At 62.1% G+C, this 13075-nt stretch carries 15 protein-coding genes; 7 read left to right on the forward strand and 8 right to left on the reverse strand.

Annotation, left to right across the window (positions count from 1 at the left end; translation table 11 throughout):
* Positions 1-41 precede the first annotated feature (41 nt).
* The gene (locus CQ002_RS21535; RefSeq protein ID WP_034102518.1) at positions 42-728 is read left to right on the forward strand and encodes a spermidine synthase; all 687 of its coding nucleotides are present in this window, start codon (positions 42-44) and stop codon (positions 726-728) included.
* A 69-nt stretch (positions 729-797) separates the two neighbouring features.
* Here CQ002_RS21535 and CQ002_RS21540 read toward each other — a convergent pair whose 3' ends face one another.
* The gene (locus CQ002_RS21540; RefSeq protein ID WP_069022354.1) at positions 798-1718 is read right to left on the reverse strand and encodes a ParB/Srx family N-terminal domain-containing protein; all 921 of its coding nucleotides are present in this window, start codon (positions 1716-1718) and stop codon (positions 798-800) included.
* A gap of 97 nt (positions 1719-1815) precedes the next feature.
* Here CQ002_RS21540 and CQ002_RS21545 point away from each other — a divergent pair, with 97 nt between their 5' ends.
* From CQ002_RS21545 to CQ002_RS21555, 3 genes are all read left to right on the forward strand, one after another.
* The gene (locus CQ002_RS21545) at positions 1816-2190 is read left to right on the forward strand and encodes a YajD family HNH nuclease (RefSeq protein ID WP_003210675.1); all 375 of its coding nucleotides are present in this window, start codon (positions 1816-1818) and stop codon (positions 2188-2190) included.
* A gap of 169 nt (positions 2191-2359) precedes the next feature.
* The gene (locus CQ002_RS21550) at positions 2360-2827 is read left to right on the forward strand and encodes an RNA methyltransferase (RefSeq protein ID WP_003189607.1); all 468 of its coding nucleotides are present in this window, start codon (positions 2360-2362) and stop codon (positions 2825-2827) included.
* Between the two features lie 68 nt (positions 2828-2895).
* The gene (locus tag CQ002_RS21555; RefSeq protein ID WP_034102516.1) at positions 2896-3237 is read left to right on the forward strand and encodes a DUF2892 domain-containing protein; all 342 of its coding nucleotides are present in this window, start codon (positions 2896-2898) and stop codon (positions 3235-3237) included.
* Positions 3238-3369: 132 nt separating this feature from the next.
* Here CQ002_RS21555 and CQ002_RS21560 read toward each other — a convergent pair whose 3' ends face one another.
* Both CQ002_RS21560 and CQ002_RS21565 read right to left on the reverse strand, forming a co-directional pair.
* Positions 3370-4590, reverse strand: coding sequence for a hypothetical protein (locus tag CQ002_RS21560; RefSeq protein WP_034102515.1), 1221 nt, complete (start codon positions 4588-4590; stop codon positions 3370-3372).
* Positions 4591-4603: 13 nt separating this feature from the next.
* Positions 4604-5053 carry a YcgN family cysteine cluster protein gene (locus CQ002_RS21565; protein ID WP_003172524.1) on the reverse strand — a complete coding sequence of 150 codons (450 nt, stop codon included), beginning with the start codon at positions 5051-5053 and terminating at the stop codon, positions 4604-4606.
* 153 nt (positions 5054-5206) lie between these two features.
* Here CQ002_RS21565 and CQ002_RS21570 point away from each other — a divergent pair, with 153 nt between their 5' ends.
* Complete coding sequence (locus CQ002_RS21570) at positions 5207-5791, forward strand: nitroreductase family protein (RefSeq protein ID WP_034102514.1); 585 nt, start codon at positions 5207-5209, stop codon at positions 5789-5791.
* Between the two features lie 125 nt (positions 5792-5916).
* On the opposite strand, the gene CQ002_RS21575 is transcribed toward CQ002_RS21570, so the two are convergent.
* The 5 genes from CQ002_RS21575 to CQ002_RS21595 all read right to left on the reverse strand — a co-directional run bounded on the left by CQ002_RS21575 (position 5917) and on the right by CQ002_RS21595 (position 10568).
* A complete protein-coding gene (locus CQ002_RS21575; RefSeq protein WP_069022350.1) occupies positions 5917-6849 on the reverse strand; it encodes a D-2-hydroxyacid dehydrogenase in 933 nt (310 codons plus the stop codon).
* Positions 6850-6952: 103 nt separating this feature from the next.
* Positions 6953-7246, reverse strand: coding sequence for a YcgL domain-containing protein (locus CQ002_RS21580; protein WP_069022347.1), 294 nt, complete (start codon positions 7244-7246; stop codon positions 6953-6955).
* The gene (gene rnd / locus CQ002_RS21585) at positions 7243-8376 is read right to left on the reverse strand and encodes a ribonuclease D (protein WP_105161817.1); all 1134 of its coding nucleotides are present in this window, start codon (positions 8374-8376) and stop codon (positions 7243-7245) included. The genes CQ002_RS21580 and rnd overlap by 4 nt, the downstream gene beginning before the upstream one ends.
* A 121-nt stretch (positions 8377-8497) precedes the next feature.
* The gene (locus CQ002_RS21590) at positions 8498-9097 is read right to left on the reverse strand and encodes a class I SAM-dependent methyltransferase (RefSeq protein WP_105161816.1); all 600 of its coding nucleotides are present in this window, start codon (positions 9095-9097) and stop codon (positions 8498-8500) included.
* 100 nt (positions 9098-9197) lie between these two features.
* On the reverse strand, positions 9198-10568 hold the full coding sequence (locus CQ002_RS21595; protein ID WP_034102509.1) for a glutamine synthetase family protein: 1371 nt from the start codon (positions 10566-10568) through the stop codon (positions 9198-9200).
* A 343-nt stretch (positions 10569-10911) separates the two neighbouring features.
* On the opposite strand from CQ002_RS21595, the gene CQ002_RS21600 reads away from it, so the two are divergent.
* Together CQ002_RS21600 and CQ002_RS21605 are read left to right on the forward strand one after the other, a co-directional pair.
* On the forward strand, positions 10912-11682 hold the full coding sequence (locus CQ002_RS21600) for a transporter substrate-binding domain-containing protein (RefSeq protein WP_105161815.1): 771 nt from the start codon (positions 10912-10914) through the stop codon (positions 11680-11682).
* Positions 11683-11732: 50 nt separating this feature from the next.
* Complete coding sequence (locus CQ002_RS21605) at positions 11733-12572, forward strand: cache domain-containing protein (protein ID WP_105161814.1); 840 nt, start codon at positions 11733-11735, stop codon at positions 12570-12572.
* Positions 12573-13075 lie beyond the last annotated feature (503 nt).

Raw genomic sequence — 13075 nt, forward strand, 5'->3', positions numbered from 1 at the left:
ACTCCCAACCGCGCAAGAATGCCCTTCCCAATGAGATTTCCATGAAACGTTTCGTTCTGCTGGACACCACCCCAATCCCCGACAACGGCGGTGCCTTGTGCCTGTTCGAATACGGTGAAGATTTCGTCATCAAGATTCAGGGCGGTGACGGCGGACAGTTGATGAACACGCGCATGCACGGTTCCGAAGATGCCCTGGCGGAAATTCCCTGCCGCAAGGTCGCGGGGCGGCCGGGCTCGCGGGTATTGATCGGCGGCCTGGGCATGGGCTTTACCCTGGCCTCGGCGCTCAAGCACCTGGGCAAGACCGCCGAAGTGGTCGTGGCGGAGCTGGTGCCGGGCGTTGTGGAATGGAACCGTGGGCCGCTGGGGGAAAAATCCGGCCGGCCGCTCATGGACCCACGCACGGTGATCCGCCAGGAAGACGTGGCGAAGGTGCTGCAGGCCGAGCCCCAGGGCTTTGACGCGATCATGCTGGATGTGGACAACGGCCCCGAAGGCCTGACGCAAAGGGCCAACAGCTGGCTTTACTCCGCAGGTGGCCTGGCGGCGTGCGCCAAGGCCCTGCGCCCTAAAGGCGTATTGGCGGTGTGGTCGGCCAGCGCCGACAAGCTGTTCAGCGACAAACTGCGCAAGGCCGGTTTCAAGGCCGAGGAAGTGCAGGTGTTTGCCCATGGCAACAAGGGCACACGGCACACCATCTGGATCGCCGAGAAGCTCAAAGGCTGAATACACATTACTGAACACCACAGATCCAGTGCGGGAGCGGGATTGCTCGCTCCCCCATTTTGATCGGCGTCAGTTTCGGGATTTGCGGTAGTCGATCACGTAGGGCACTTTTTTGTCGAACGTCTTTTCCAGTTCGTCGCGGTCCAGCTTGGTCATGCCGCCCAATTGATGGGCGGTAAAGCCGCTGTCACCCACTTGTGAACCCGGCGCCAGGCTGACCATGCGCTTGGCCACCGCTTCGATCGCGTCCTTGTAACCGCCCTTCTTGTTCAGGTTGAACGCGCCCAGGTCGATCTGGGTGCGCAGCCAGTTGCCCCAATAGAACTCCAGGAATTCCGGCGCGATCTCGCCTGCATCAGGTTTGCCATAGGCGGCCTTGCGGGTGAAATACACCAGGCTGCGCAAGGTATCGTCCTGCAGGTTCTGGAAGCCCAGGTGGGCGGGCAACTGCTCGGGCGGCAGGGCCTGGCCTTGGTTGTCCTTGAGCCAGACTTTGCGCGCAGTCTCCATGCGCTGCCAGAAGTTCGCCATGGTCGGGCTGTTGCTGAAGTCGTCGGTGACCTTGACCCACATGTTCAAGCGGGGGCCGCCGCCCGGCACCTCCCACAAGGTCGTGAAACTGTGGTGGCCGTCGGTCAGGTACAACTGGCCGCCTGGACCGACGACCACGGTTTTCATCTCGTCGGGATGAGTGCCCACAGGGTCCTTGCAACTGAAGCTTGCGGGGGTGTGCAGGTCCGCGCCCTTGGGCACTTTGTCGGCTTCGCCCTGGCCGTTGGTTTCGCAGTATTCATCGAAGACCTTGGCGGGTTTGTCGGCGAACAGGCCGAGGCTGTAGTAAATCTGGTCGAAGCCCACCACGGCCTGGGTCGGGTGCAGTTGTTCGAGGGACACCTCGATGACCTGCCCGGGTTGGGGTGTAGAGAATGCGTGGGCGTGGGCGGTGAGCCCACACAACAACAGTGCAACTGTCCATGAATGCAGACGCATGAGTTTCAATCCTTACCGATAAAGTGAAGCGGTTATTTACAGCGCGAGCGGCTAGAATCAACCCTATCCGTGAACCACCAAATAGCCAGGAGCCATGATGAGCTCGACCAACCCGCCCTCCCACACCGCCAAGCTGGACCGCATCCTCGCCGATGCCCAGCGCGACCGGGAAATGGGCTACCGCGACAAAGCCCTGAAGATGTACCCCCACGTGTGCGGTCGCTGTGCCCGTGAGTTCGCAGGCAAACGCTTGAGTGAACTGACCGTACACCATCGCAACCACAACCATGATGACAATCCCCAGGACGGCTCCAACTGGGAGTTGCTGTGCCTGTACTGCCACGATAACGAGCACTCGCGCTACACCGACCAACAGTACTTCGGCGAAGGCTCCACCAGCAGCCCGACAATTGCCAAGGCCACGCATAACCCCTTTGCGGCGTTGGCGGGGTTGATGAAGAAGGACGACTGAAGATCTCCGTCGGCTGTACAGGCCTCATCGCGGGCAAGCCCGCTCCCACACGGGTGAAGTGTGAACGCATTCAACTGTGGGAGCGGGCTTGCCCGAGATAGCGATCGCCCAACCACCACATGCCTTCCAGGCCGTATAATCGCCGTTTTTCTCCAAGGCACCCTTCCCCGTGGGCAATAAACGCTACAGCTGCATCGGTCTGTATAACCCCAAATCCCCCGAAAACGTCGGCTCGGTCATGCGCGCCGCCGGCTGCTACGGCGTGGCCTCGGTGTTTTACACCGGCGTGCGTTACGAGCGCGCCCGGGATTTCATCACCGACACCAAGAAGGTCCACCACGATATCCCGCTGATCGGTATCGACGACTTGAAAAAGATCCTGCCGCTGGGCTGCATCCCCGTCGCGGTGGAACTGGTGGAAGGCGCCCGCCCCCTGCCGGAATACACCCACCCCGACCGAGCGCTGTATATCTTCGGCCCGGAAGACGGCTCCCTCGACAAGGAGATCCGCGACTGGTGTGAAGACGTGGTCTACATCCCCACCACCGGCTGCATGAACCTTGCCGCCACCGTCAACGTGGTGCTCTATGACCGCCTGGCCAAGGGCAACAACACCCGTTCGGGCCCCAAGTACTGATATTTCGGGAACATCCAGCGCCTGCCGGCAGTCAGCTATTTATCACTAGCCCTTGTTGGAGACAGATCATGAGCGACAGCAAAACCCTGCGACCTATCATCGAACACACGCCATTCCAGGCCCAGCCCACGCAAAACGTGCACGGCTGGGAGCGCATTGGCTCGGTGGCCGGTGGCGTGATGATGGTAGGCAAAGGCCTGCGCCGTGGTGGGATTTTCGGCTTGATCCAGGTAGCAATTGGCGGTGTGGCGCTGGCACGTGGCCTTACCGGTCACAGCAACCTGAAGGAAAAGCTCGAACAGGGCCGCCAGGAAATGAACACGGTGCGCGCGAAGATCGAGCGGGCCGGGGAAGAATTGATGAATTTGAAGACCAAGGCCGAAGTAGCGGCTGAAAAGGCCACCAAATAGTCAAACCGAACACCGTCAAATGTGGGAGCGAGCGTGCTCGCGAAAGCAGTGATTCAGGCCCCGACTGTCCGGCTGAAGCACCGTATTCGCGAGCACGCCCACTCCCACATTTTTGATTTGCACGACACAGAATCAGCGCAGCAGTTTGTTATCCAACACCACCGACGACTCGCCGATGACGCTCTCGGCCAGGTGCACGAACTCGGCGGTGGTGATGCTGTTGGCGCGCATCACCGCTTGCGTGAGGTCATCCAGCGACCGCTTGTTATGGGTCTTCACGCGGATCTCGCGGTCCAGCTCCTGCAGCACCACCACCGCCCGTGACACCGTCGCGCCGCTGACCTGTGCGCCGCGCAGGCTGGTCACGTCCTTGCCTTCCTTCGCCAGGCGCGCCTGTATCGCCTGGTAGCGCTCATCGGTAATACCACCAGCACGGCGCACCAGCTCGATGGCGTAGTACTCGGCCAGGCCTTCGCTGATCCAGTCACTGGTGTCGTGATCATTGAAGCGCCCGATCGCTTGTACCAATTCACGGATCAACGGACTGCTGCCATTTTCGCTGACCAGCGCGGTGCGGCTATTGAGGTAGATCGAATCGCGCGCCGAGGACGCGCCGCGGCGCATCGGGTCGCTGGCGCCCACCACCAGCAACTTGGCCGGATGGCGCGGGAATGCAGCTTCCACCTGCGGCCAGACGAAGGTCAGCAACGTGAGTACATCCATGCGGCGCATGGCCTGGCCTTTGGGCGAGGCCACGGTAACCTCGGTCTCGCCCAGGCGCACGCGGCGACTGCCGAGGTTGCCGGCGAGCATCCAGCCGGTGGGCCGGTCGAACAGGCGGGAAACGTTGTCGATGCGAAAGGTGTTCTTGCCAATGCGCGGCCAGGCGGTTTCGACGCTTTTCCAGCCGGCCGGCAGTTCGAACACCAGCCGCGAGACCAGCTCGACGCCGTCCTGCTGATCGAGCCGCGCCGGCGGCACCAGGTCTTCGCCGCGAAACAGCGCCCAACCCGGTGTCATGCGCGCCTCATACAGACCCGCTTTGCGCGCGTGGGTGAGGTGCACGCGGTAGGTGAGGCTGGCTTTATTGGGGCCAGGTTGCCAGAGGCCACGGTGCTCGCTGACGCTCCACTGGCCATCGGCCTTGAAGTCGCTGTAGTCACCGTCGTGGCCCAAGTCAAAGTTCAGGCTGCGCACTGCCGAACCCTGGGACAAGCTCACGCGCACCTCGGCCTGATCGCTCTGGGGCAGGAGTTTGACGTGATAATCCAGGTCGACTTTCTTGGCGCACCACGCCGGCATGCTCAGCGCCAGCAGCATGACAGTTGCCGTCAGCTTGACTCCCCCCCTCATACACACTCCTTGTTCAGCCAGCGCGGAAGATCAGGTAGTCCTCCCAATCGTCCTCGGGCACGCTGCCTTCGCTGAGCATGCGCCCGGACTGGGAAATGCGTTCGTGGTGCACGGCGTCGCGGTCACCGCAAACCAGGTGGTGCCACAGCGGCAGGTCCTTGCGTTCGCTGACCAGGCGATAGCCACAGGTGGGCGGCAGCCATTTGAACTGGTCGGCCTGGCCTGGGGTGAGCTGGATGCAGTCAGGCACCGAGGCGCGCCGGTTGGGGTAGTCGGTGCACTGGCAGGTTTTCAGGTCGAGCAGCTTGCAGGCGATTCGGGTGTAATAGACGCTGTTGTCGTCTTCGTCCTCGAGCTTTTGCAGGCAGCACAGGCCACAGCCGTCGCACAACGACTCCCATTCCTCCTGGTCGAGGTGCTCGAGGGTTTTGCGTATCCAGAATGGTTCGACTTTGGCGGCCATGGCTCTACATCAGTATCGGTAGGTGAAAAGGCCGCCAGTCTAGTGCCCCAGGCGCCTGGAACCAAGCGCTAGCGACTGGCGGTGTAACAACACTTGTCAGTCTAGTGGCTGCGCAGTAGCTTTGAGCGCCGAATTGACGATCAGGAACTGCTCATGACCCGTGTTGCCGACTACCCGATCCACCCCCAGTTCACCGACCGCTGGTCGCCTCGCGCCTTCACCGGCGAGCCTATCTCCCAGGAAACCCTGCTGAGCTTCTTCGAAGCCGCGCGCTGGGCACCTTCGGCCTACAACTCGCAGCCCTGGCGTTTCCTCTACGCGCGCCGCGATACGCCGGACTGGGAGCGCTTCCTGGGCTTACTGAATGAATTCAACCGTGGCTGGGCGCAGCATGCATCTGCCCTGGTGATCATCGCCTCGAAAACCGACTTCACCGCCCCCGGCGCTACGGAAGAAACCCCGGCCCTGTGGCACACCTTCGACACCGGTTCCGCCTGGGGCCACCTGGCGCTGCAGGCCAGCCTCAGCGGCTGGCACACCCATGGCATGGCTGGCTTCGACCAGGAACTGACCCGCGAAGCGCTGAAGATCCCGGACGGTTATGCCCTGCATGCCGCCGTGGCCGTGGGCAAGCTGGGCGACAAGTCGAGCCTGCCGGACTACCTGCAAGGTCGCGAAACACCCAGCCCGCGTCGGCCGCTGAGCGAGCTGGTTTGCGAGGGCGACTTCAGCCTCTAAACCTTGTACAGAACCACTGTGGGAGCGGGCTTGCTCGCGAACGCGGTAGATCAGCTAGCCTGTCTGGCGACTGACATACCGCTTTCGCGGGCAAGCCCGCTCCCACATTTTTATCCCGAGTTGGGTCAGTAACCGCGATCGAAATCCACTTCCCCGCGCAGCGCTTCCTTGGCCTGGTACGCCCGCAGGTTTTCGACAAACAACGCCACCATCAACTCCGGCGAAGTCGGCGCCGAACTGTGGCCGGTCAGCAACAGCCCCCACGCCGTCCAGAACGGGTGACGCTGCGGTAAAGGTTCCTGACGGCAGACGTCGATCACCGCACCCGCCAAATGCCCTTCTTTCAAGGCGTCGACCAAGTCGGCATCTACCACCGCCACCCCGCGCCCGACGTTGATGAACAACCCGGTCGGCTTGAACTGCTTGAACAGCGCCGCGTCGTACAGGTCATGGGTATTCGGCGTATTGGGCAGCAGGTTGATCACGTAGTCCACCTCCCCCACCAGCCGGCCCAGTTGGTCGAGCCCGGCCACCTCGATAAACGGCGCCTGCTCGCGCGCCGCACTGGCAATACCGTAAAGCTTCACGCCGAACGGCAGCAGGAACTCGGCGACGCGCTGGCCGATATCGCCGGTGCCGACGATCAGCGCCTTGCGGCCCGCCAGGCTCTGGCCCATGCGGTTGTCCCACTTGCGCTCGACCTGGCTGACCAGGCGCGCCAACACTTCGCGTTCGTGGCCCAGCATGTAGGTCAGGACAAATTCGGCCATGACCTGGCCAAAGATGCCGACCGCTCGGGTCAGGCGATAGTCGCGCGGCAGGCCTTCGGCGAGCAATGGGGTGATGCCGGCCCAGGTCGATTGCAGCCATTGCGGGTGATGACCTTGGCGCAACAATGTGGCCAACAGGTCCGGCTGGCCCAACCATACCGGGCAATCAGCGGCCAGGCGTGACAACTCGGCCGAGTCGCCACTGGTCAGCACCTCCAGGTCCGGTGCCGCTTCGCCCAACAACCGCGCGTAGAGCGGGTGATCCTGTTCAGCAATCAGAACACGCATGCTTAAAACCTTTCAAAAACAGTCCGGGCGGCCGCCCGCATCCTTACGGCCACCGCCCACTTATACGATTCCATTGAAGCGTGTGCCCTGGGGCACGTCCCGATCACATCGGGTCGTTACGGCGCAGCAACTCTTCGGGCAAGTGTTCGATGTACTCGTCCTCGGCTGGCGGCATTTGCAGGTGATAGCCCTGCTTGTCGAGGTTTTCCAGGACCACGGCAATGTCTTCGCGGGACAGCTTGCGCTCCGGCGTCAGCACCATGTCAAACGCGTGATGGGCCTTGCCGAAGGCGTCCATCAACGGTTCGGGCACGCGCTCCAGGGCGTCGCTTTTCAGCACGTAGAGGTACATCCCGTCTTTTTTCTTGCTGCGGTAGATGGAGCAGATACGTTTCAAGGCTGTTCTCCGGCAGTGGCCAGGCTGTCGAGCAGCGCCTGGCCCATCAACTCGCGGCGCCAGCCACGCAGCGAGTCTGGCAATTTATAAGGCCCATCGGGGTAGCCACTCTTGACCAGGCCTTCGAGGGTTTTCTTGCGCAGCATCAGTTCCGGCGCCATGTCCAGGCGTTCGGCTTCAGCCTGGCCAAGGGCGCGCAGTTGCTTGATGAGTGCGGCGGCGTCCACCGGCAACGGCTCGGCAACGGCGGGCGGCCATTGGTCCATCGGCACGCTGCCGGCACGTTTGATCAGGTCCAGCAGGAACTGGCCATCCTGACGCACGGTACGCGGGTGCATGTCTTCGATCTTGCCCAGCGCAGCAAGGTTATCCGGCTGGGATTTGGCCAGTGGCCACAACGAATGCTCGCGAATGATGCGGTTGCGCGGCAGGTCACGGGCGCGGGCTTGCTGCTCGCGCCAGGCGCACAGCTCACGCAGCACGGCAAGTTGCGCGCGGGACAGCTTCCACGCCAGCTTGGCGTCGCGGTACACCTCGTACGGGTCGACTTCACGGCGCAGGTTGGCGACCAGTTCGGCGCCGTCTTCCAAGACCCAGGCGTATTTGTCATCCGACAGCTGCGGGCGCAGGCGGACGTAGACCTCGGCCAGGTGCACCGCGTCTTCGGCGGCGTAGCTGATCTGTGTCTCGGACAATGGCCGCTGCAGCCAGTCCGAGCGGGTCTCGCCCTTGGGCAGCTCGATATCCAGCACGGCTTGCACCAGGCGCGAGTAGCCCATGGAGAAACCCAGGTTCAAATAAGCCGCCGCCAACTGGGTGTCGAACAACGGCACCGGCAGGCTGCCGGTCAAGCGCAGCAACACTTCGAGGTCTTCGCTGCAGGCGTGCACCACCTTGATCACCGCCGGGTTTTCCAGCAACGCGGCCAAGGGCTGCCAGTTGTCGATGGTCAGGGGGTCGATCAGGTAAGCGCGCACGCCATCACCGATCTGGATCAGCCCGGCAATGGGATAAAAGGTGTCGACCCGCATGAATTCGGTGTCGAGGGCGACGAATGGCAACTGCTGCCATTCGGCGCAATGCTGGCCGAGGCTATCGTTGTCGCAGATCCAGTGAATATCGATGGCCACACGGCTCTCCCTTGAAGAATGGCGCGCAGTATATATCGCTAAAGGGACTTGCGAGCATTCGCAGTGCACGGCAACCATGAAAACTCAGACAGTAGATGAAGAATAGTCCGACAGGCGGGAGTTATCCTCTCTTACGCAGCACGTAGACCCGCCACAGGTTTGAGCCTGGCATGAATTCCTGATGATTCAGGACCTTGAAGCCCGCCTGGCGAAACTCGTCCTCTACTGCAGTACGAGAACTGACAGAGACAATCACCGTGTCACGGCTGACCCGGTGAAACTCGCGCAGCAACGCCAGTCGCCCTTCGCTGCTGGGCACATGGCGAAACAATTCCAGGCAGAAAATACAGTCCACTGCATTGGCCGACAAGCCGATGGAAAACGCCGAACCCTGGAAGGTCTTGACGCGCTTGAGCAAGGACGCCGGGTGGTGAGTGCGGGCGTGGTCGAGCATGTCCTGAGAGTTGTCCGACGCCAGGATCACCCGGTTGATATGTTCGGCCAATACCGGCCAAAAGCGCCCCGAACCACAGGCCAGGTCGAGCACCAGCCCAGGTTCGCCGGCGACTTTCAGCGCCTGGCGCACCAGCCACTCGTCGCGCCACGACGCCAGGCGGCGCCGCAACCCGGGCGGACGCGTTTCGCCGCAGATCCTGGCGTGCTCACGGTCACAGCGCTCGGCGTATTCGATCTCGATGGAGGAAGGTGGCTGTGACGACATCGCGGGCTCATAGAGGTGGAACGGCAGTGAACGACCTTGATTGGCAGCTTAACCACTGCAATGTCAAAAAAAGGTCGAAAGGTGACTGCCGCTCGCCCGATCACGCCTGATGCAAATACCAGCGCCAATCCTGCTCGCCCACCTCGCCCATGAACTGCCGGTATTCGGCGCGTTTGACCGCCAGGTACACACCGAGGAACTCACTGCCGAAGGCCTCTCGTGCCCAGCTCGATTCTTCGAGGGCGCGCAGGGTGGTCAACCAGTCAGTGGGCAGCAATTCCTTGGCCTGGGCGTAACCATTGCCTTCTACCGGGGCGCCGGGGTCGCGCTGTTCACGGATGCCCCGGTGAATTCCAGCCAGGATCGCGGCGGCTGCCAGGTAAGGATTGGCATCGGCACCGCAGATGCGATGTTCGATATGCCGCGAAGGGGCCGGCCCGCCCGGCACGCGCAGGCTGACGGTGCGGTTGTCCACGCCCCAGGTGGCGGCCAACGGTGCGTAGCTGTTGGTCTGGAAGCGACGGTAGGAGTTGGCGTTGGGGCAGAACATCAGCAGCGAGTCGAGCAAAGTGCTGAGCATGCCGCCCACTGCCTGGCGCAACAGCGGCGTGCCGTCGGTGGCCTCGCTGGCGAACAGGTTGTTGCCCTCGGCATCCGCCAGGCTCACGTGCATGTGCATGCCGGTGCCGGCCAGGTCGTCGAACGGCTTGGCCATGAAGCAGGCGCTCATTCCGTGCTTGTGCGCCACGCCCTTGACCAGGCGTTTGTAGCGCACGGCTTCATCCATGGCTTGCAAGGCGTCGCGGCGATGCTCCAGGGTGATTTCCACCTGGCCCGGCGCGTATTCGGAAATCGCCGTGCGCGCGGGAATGCCCTGCAGTTTGCAGGCGCTGTAGAGGTCGGCGAGGAACGGTTCGATCTGCTCCAGCTCGCGCAGGCCGTAGACCTGGGTCGAGCGCGGGCGCCCACCATCCACATCCCGTGCCGGTTGCGGGCGACCGTTGCTGTCGGACTTCTGGTCGAGCAGGTAGAACTCCAGTTCCGCCGCCATCACGGGGTAATAACCGTCGGCCTTGAGGCCGTCGATCACCTTGGCGAGCAAATGCCGGGGATCGGCCACGGTGGCGGGCAGGCCTTCGGTGGGGTGCATGCTGACTTGCACGGCGGCGGTGGGGATCAGGCGCCACGGCATGCGTTGCAAACTGCCGCTGATCGGGTAGGCGCGACAGTCGATGTCACCCACTTCCCAGACCAGGCCGGAGTTTTCCACGTCGTCGCCGTTGATGGTCAAGCCAAGGATGGTGCTGGGCAGCGGCCGGCCGCTTTCATACACCGCCAGCAGTTCATCGCGATGCAACAACTTGCCACGCGGCACGCCGTTATTGTCGAGGATAAACAGCTCGAACATCTCGATGTCCGGGTGTTGCTCAAGGAAAGACTGGGCTTCGTGCAGGCAGGCAAAAACACTCATGGGCATTCTCATACGTATGTGTCGGGCAGGCGCACAGGTGCACGCCATCCAGGGCTTGGGTCAACGTAGGAATGAGGTATCTGGTGGGCGTGCGTGTCGGCAGTGAAACAGGGCCCAGAATGCGAGATCGGACGGCAGTGTCGCGGGGTGGGTGTCGGAAGAGCCGTCCATGCGGGGATCACAGTGCTAGAGGTAACCGCCAGCGTCACACGCCTGCATAGGGGGTTAAATTCAGGGTTGACGGAGTTTGGTTGCAACTTGGCTAAACATTCGTCGCGCCTTGCCACCTTGTCCGGTGCTGGAAATAATGAGCGCCCTGCCCATGCCCCAAGGACTCGACCGCATGAAAGTTCCTTTTGCCCTGTGTGTACTCGGCCTGGCAACCAGCGCCCTGGCTGACACCGCCCCCTCGCGCCTTGACCAGGTGCTTGAAAGGGGCACGCTCACGGTCTGCACCACCGGCGACTACAAGCCCTATACCTCCCTGCGTGCCGACGGCCGTTATGAAGGCATCGACATTGCCATGGCCGAATCCCTGGCCAAGAGCCTCAACGCCAAGATCCACTGGGTGCCCACTACTTGGAAAACGCTGATGCCGGACTTCCTGGCCCAGCGCTGTGATATTGCCGTGGGCGGGATTTCGGTATCCCTGGAGCGCCAGAAAAAGGCGTTCTTCAGCCAGGCCTTGGGCGTCGACGGCAAGATTCCGCTGGTGCGTTGCGCAGACGTGCAGCGTTTCCAGACCGTCGAGCAGATCAACCAGCCCCAAGTGCGGGTGATCGAGCCGGCGGGCGGCACCAACGAAGTGTTCGCCCGCGCTCATCTGGGCCAGGCGCAAATCCGTTTGCATGACAACGTGACCATCTTTGACGAATTGCTGGCAGGCAAGGCCGACGTGATGATTACCGACGCCAGCGAAGCGCGTTACCAGCAAAAGCTCAAGCCCGGGCTGTGTGCGGTCAACCCGGAACGGCAGATGCAGTACAGCGAAAAAGCCTTCTTGCTGCCTCGCGATGATGTGGCGTGGAAAAGCTATGTCGACCAGTGGCTGCACCTGAGCGTCGCCACCGGCGTCTATGACGGCATCGTCAATCAATGGCTGGCGGCGCCTTGAGCGCTGGGCGTCTACGCTGTGTGCACACCAACAATAACGAGGGATGGGCCATGAAGGGACTGCTCCGACTCACTTGGCTGCTGCTGTTGTGTTTCAGCCAAGTGCACGCCGCCACGACTCAGGACGAGGACGCGCAGGCGGCCAAGGCGCTGCTGGAAAAAGCCTTGGCTTACTACCAGAGCAACGGCGACAAGGCCTTTGCCGCCTTCAGCCGGCAAGGCGAGTTCATCGACCAGGACCGCTACGTGTTCGTGGTCGACACCAAAGGCGTGCTGCTGGCCAGTGGCGGGCCCTCCTCCGCCCTGATCGGCCGCGATGTGTCCGAAGTGCTGGGCCCGGATTTGCGCCAGTCCTTCAAGGATGCACTCAATCGTGCGGAAGGCCAGGGCATCCAGCAGGCTGATTACCGCTGGCAGAACTGGAACGACGGCAAGGTCGAGCATAAGCACGTGTTTTATCAGCGCGTGGGTGATCGCATCCTGGCGGTGGGTTATTACCTGCCCCGGGCCACGCCGGAACAGGCCAGGGCCTTGCGCAACAAGGCAGTGAACGCGTTGCTCAAGGATGAAGCCGGCACGCTCAAGGCCATCAACTCACTGCAGGGTGGGTTCCTGCAGGATGACCTCTATGTGTTTGTGGTGGACCTCGATACCCGGCGCTACGTGGCCCATGGCACTAATCTGCGGTTGGTCAACACGGACTTCAGCAAGATCAAGGACCCGGATGGCAAGCCCGTGGGAGAGCCGATCCTGAAGTTGATGGCCGAGCAGGACCAGGGGGAATACAAATACCGGTGGAAGAATCCGGTGACCGATAAGGTTGAGAATAAGCATGCTTATGTGCGCAAGGCTGGGCATTTCATGGTGGCGGTCGGGTACTACAGTCCTTGATGGAGCGTTGAGATACGATTTGCTGTGGGGGGTTGTTTACCGATGTAACCGTAACCCCCGCGATCCGACTGTGGGAGCGGGCTTGCCCACGAAGGCGCCCTAACAGCCAACCACTATCTACCTGTCACCCCGCGATCCAACTGTGGGAGCGGGCTTGCTCGCGAAGGCGCCCTGACAGCCAACCACTATCTACCTGTCACCCCGCGATCCAACTGTGGGAGCGGGCTTGCCCGCGAAGGCGCCCCCGCAGCCAACCACCCTCTAACTGTCACCCCGCGCTCCAACTGTGGGAGCGGGCTTGCTCGCGAAGGCGCCCTGACAGCCAACCACTATCTGCCTGTCACCCCGCGATCCAACTGTGGGAGCGGGCTTGCCCGCGAAGACGGCCTGCCAGCCAACCACTCTCTTCCTGACACCCCACGATCTAAAAATGTGGGAGCGGGCTTGCCCGCGAAGGCGGCCTGACAGCCGACCTGGATGTTGGATCAGACCGGGTACATATC

It is taken from the genome of Pseudomonas sp. MYb13 (assembly GCF_002980075.1).
Taxonomy (GTDB): Bacteria; Pseudomonadota; Gammaproteobacteria; order Pseudomonadales; family Pseudomonadaceae; genus Aquipseudomonas; species Aquipseudomonas lurida.

Bases quoted from the DNA above. Each gene is read 5' to 3' on its own strand.
- CQ002_RS21535 (WP_034102518.1), top strand. From the start codon at position 42: ATGAAACGTTTCGTTCTGCTGGACACCACCCCAATCCCCGACAACGGC.
- CQ002_RS21540 (WP_069022354.1), bottom strand. From the start codon at position 1,718: ATGCGTCTGCATTCATGGACAGTTGCACTGTTGTTGTGTGGGCTCACC.
- CQ002_RS21545 (WP_003210675.1), top strand. From the start codon at position 1,816: ATGAGCTCGACCAACCCGCCCTCCCACACCGCCAAGCTGGACCGCATC.
- CQ002_RS21555 (WP_034102516.1), top strand. From the start codon at position 2,896: ATGAGCGACAGCAAAACCCTGCGACCTATCATCGAACACACGCCATTC.
- CQ002_RS21560 (WP_034102515.1), bottom strand. From the start codon at position 4,590: ATGAGGGGGGGAGTCAAGCTGACGGCAACTGTCATGCTGCTGGCGCTG.
- CQ002_RS21565 (WP_003172524.1), bottom strand. From the start codon at position 5,053: ATGGCCGCCAAAGTCGAACCATTCTGGATACGCAAAACCCTCGAGCAC.
- CQ002_RS21570 (WP_034102514.1), top strand. From the start codon at position 5,207: ATGACCCGTGTTGCCGACTACCCGATCCACCCCCAGTTCACCGACCGC.
- CQ002_RS21575 (WP_069022350.1), bottom strand. From the start codon at position 6,849: ATGCGTGTTCTGATTGCTGAACAGGATCACCCGCTCTACGCGCGGTTG.
- CQ002_RS21590 (WP_105161816.1), bottom strand. From the start codon at position 9,097: ATGTCGTCACAGCCACCTTCCTCCATCGAGATCGAATACGCCGAGCGC.
- CQ002_RS21595 (WP_034102509.1), bottom strand. From the start codon at position 10,568: ATGAGTGTTTTTGCCTGCCTGCACGAAGCCCAGTCTTTCCTTGAGCAA.
- CQ002_RS21600 (WP_105161815.1), top strand. From the start codon at position 10,912: ATGAAAGTTCCTTTTGCCCTGTGTGTACTCGGCCTGGCAACCAGCGCC.
- CQ002_RS21605 (WP_105161814.1), top strand. From the start codon at position 11,733: ATGAAGGGACTGCTCCGACTCACTTGGCTGCTGCTGTTGTGTTTCAGC.